This window comes from Marinobacter sp. EN3 (assembly GCF_000475315.1).
GTDB lineage: Bacteria > Pseudomonadota > Gammaproteobacteria > Pseudomonadales > Oleiphilaceae > Marinobacter > Marinobacter nauticus.
The window spans coordinates 1-1,135 of the sequence record NZ_AXCC01000068.1 but is presented as its reverse complement, the minus strand read 5'-3'; the positions used below and the strand labels follow the sequence as shown (position 1 = coordinate 1,135).

General features: G+C 53.7%; 2 protein-coding genes. Both read left to right on the top strand.

The genetic code is table 11. The features are described from left to right. The first annotated feature begins 87 nt into the window (after window positions 1-87). Entirely contained in the window at window positions 88-360 is a 273-nt protein-coding gene (locus tag Q675_RS35390) for a CopG family ribbon-helix-helix protein (RefSeq protein ID WP_022989998.1), read from the top strand. Continuing rightward, window positions 357-638, top strand: coding sequence for a type II toxin-antitoxin system RelE/ParE family toxin (locus Q675_RS35385; protein WP_023012028.1), 282 nt, complete (start codon window positions 357-359; stop codon window positions 636-638). The genes Q675_RS35390 and Q675_RS35385 overlap by 4 nt, the downstream gene beginning before the upstream one ends. Window positions 639-1,135 lie beyond the last annotated feature (497 nt).

Here is a 1,135-nt window from a genome sequence, read left to right as displayed (position 1 = left end):
TGCCTCCCTATCCCGATTAAATTTTTTGCCGCACCCTCGTAGACTATGTTGTAATACATTGTAGTAGCCAAACTCGAGGGTATAGTCATGAGCGTCACCACGGTTCGCCTTCAAGCAGAAGTTGAACAGCACCTGGAAGCAATTGCTGGCAGGTTGCACCGGAGCAAAGGTTGGGTAATTAACCAAGCATTATCGGAGTACATAGAAAAGCAGCAGCTGGAGCAAGAGCGCTGGAAACAGACCTTAGAAGCAATGGAGTCCGCTGCACAAGGCAAGGTTGTTGATGCCCGCGAGGTTCACAGCTGGCTTAATAGTTGGGGAACCGACAACGAGCAGGATGCACCGAGGTCAGGTAAGTGAAACTGGTTTACACGGACGAAGCCATTGAAGATTTACAGCGCCTCAGGGAGTTCATTGCAGTCCACAATCCTTCGGCGGCAGCCCGGATCGCCACCGAACTGGTTGGCAAAATCGAATTGCTTCCTGATTTTCCCAAGATGGGCACGCCAGTTGAAATGGCACCGGTGCCTGACTCTGTTCGAGATATGGTCTTCGGGAAATATGTCGTTCGATATTCGCTCCATCCCAGTGCCATCATCATTCTCCGGGTATGGCATGGCCTTGAAGGTGAGCGGTAGTAATTTAACCAGGCGCGTCACTCGGATGCCTTTGTCTCCGCTGCGCTGCGACAAAGCCACCGGTGCGCTTCAGCGTTAGCTGGTAGTGCTTTGGTCTTTTTTGGTGGCTGGGTGCCAATGGCCTTGGCCGAAAGTGAGTAGCAAAACTGGTAGTGCGGTGATGTTGCCAAGGCCCGCAAATTGGGCGTGTTGCTGGTAGCTCAATCGGTCAGCGGTATTGGTAGTAATTTGAGTGTTCTGGTCGTGGGGCTGTCCGTCGAGAGCTGGTTCCTTGCTTACCTGCTACTCTGACGTTCAGGTTCATTCCCCGCATCGTTGGCTGTGGTTTAGACAAAGTGCTTCAGCACATTTTGGTGCAAGGGCAGCGGTGCAGGCTGCGATGTTGGTTGCCAAGGATCGGGCTTCATTGATGCCCCCAGCTAACCAGTCGCTGTAGTACGTTCCCGGCCTGACGGCCGTCCACCGGACGCCACTGTCGTGGCGCCGCTAAGCTCAGC

What these genes read in the sequence shown, in the direction of transcription:
- Q675_RS35390 (WP_022989998.1), top strand. Translation starts at nt 88, where the DNA reads ATGAGCGTCACCACGGTTCGCCTTCAAGCAGAAGTTGAACAGCACCTG.